The organism is Paraburkholderia strydomiana (assembly GCF_046030495.1).
GTDB classification, from domain to species: Bacteria; Pseudomonadota; Gammaproteobacteria; order Burkholderiales; family Burkholderiaceae; genus Paraburkholderia; species Paraburkholderia strydomiana_A.
The window spans coordinates 1-283 of record NZ_JAQQCJ010000087.1 but is presented as its reverse complement, the minus strand read 5'-3'; the positions used below and the strand labels follow the sequence as shown (position 1 = coordinate 283).

The following is a 283-nucleotide window of genomic DNA, read 5'->3' as shown; positions in this document are numbered from 1 at the left end:
CTTCGATCGCATGCGCTTCGTCGCCGAGCGCGCCGAAGTTGGTGAAGCGCGCGAAGCAGTGTTCGCGGTGACGATCCCCGAAGAGCGCGGCAGCTTCAGGCGTTTCTGCCAACTGGTCGGCACGCGCAGCGTCACCGAGTTCAACTACCGGATCGCGGACGCGAACTCGGCGCATATCTTCGTCGGCGTGCAGATCAGAAACCGCAGCGAATCCGCGCAGATCGCGGGCGCCTTCGAAGCCCACGGCTTCGCCACCGTCGACCTGACCTTCGACGAACTCTCG

Annotated in this window: 1 pseudogene; it reads left to right on the top strand. The window is 64.7% G+C overall.

Annotated elements, in window-relative coordinates:
- Positions 1-283 (top strand): annotated as a pseudogene (locus PQQ53_RS35040) (threonine ammonia-lyase, biosynthetic); the annotation flags it as partial.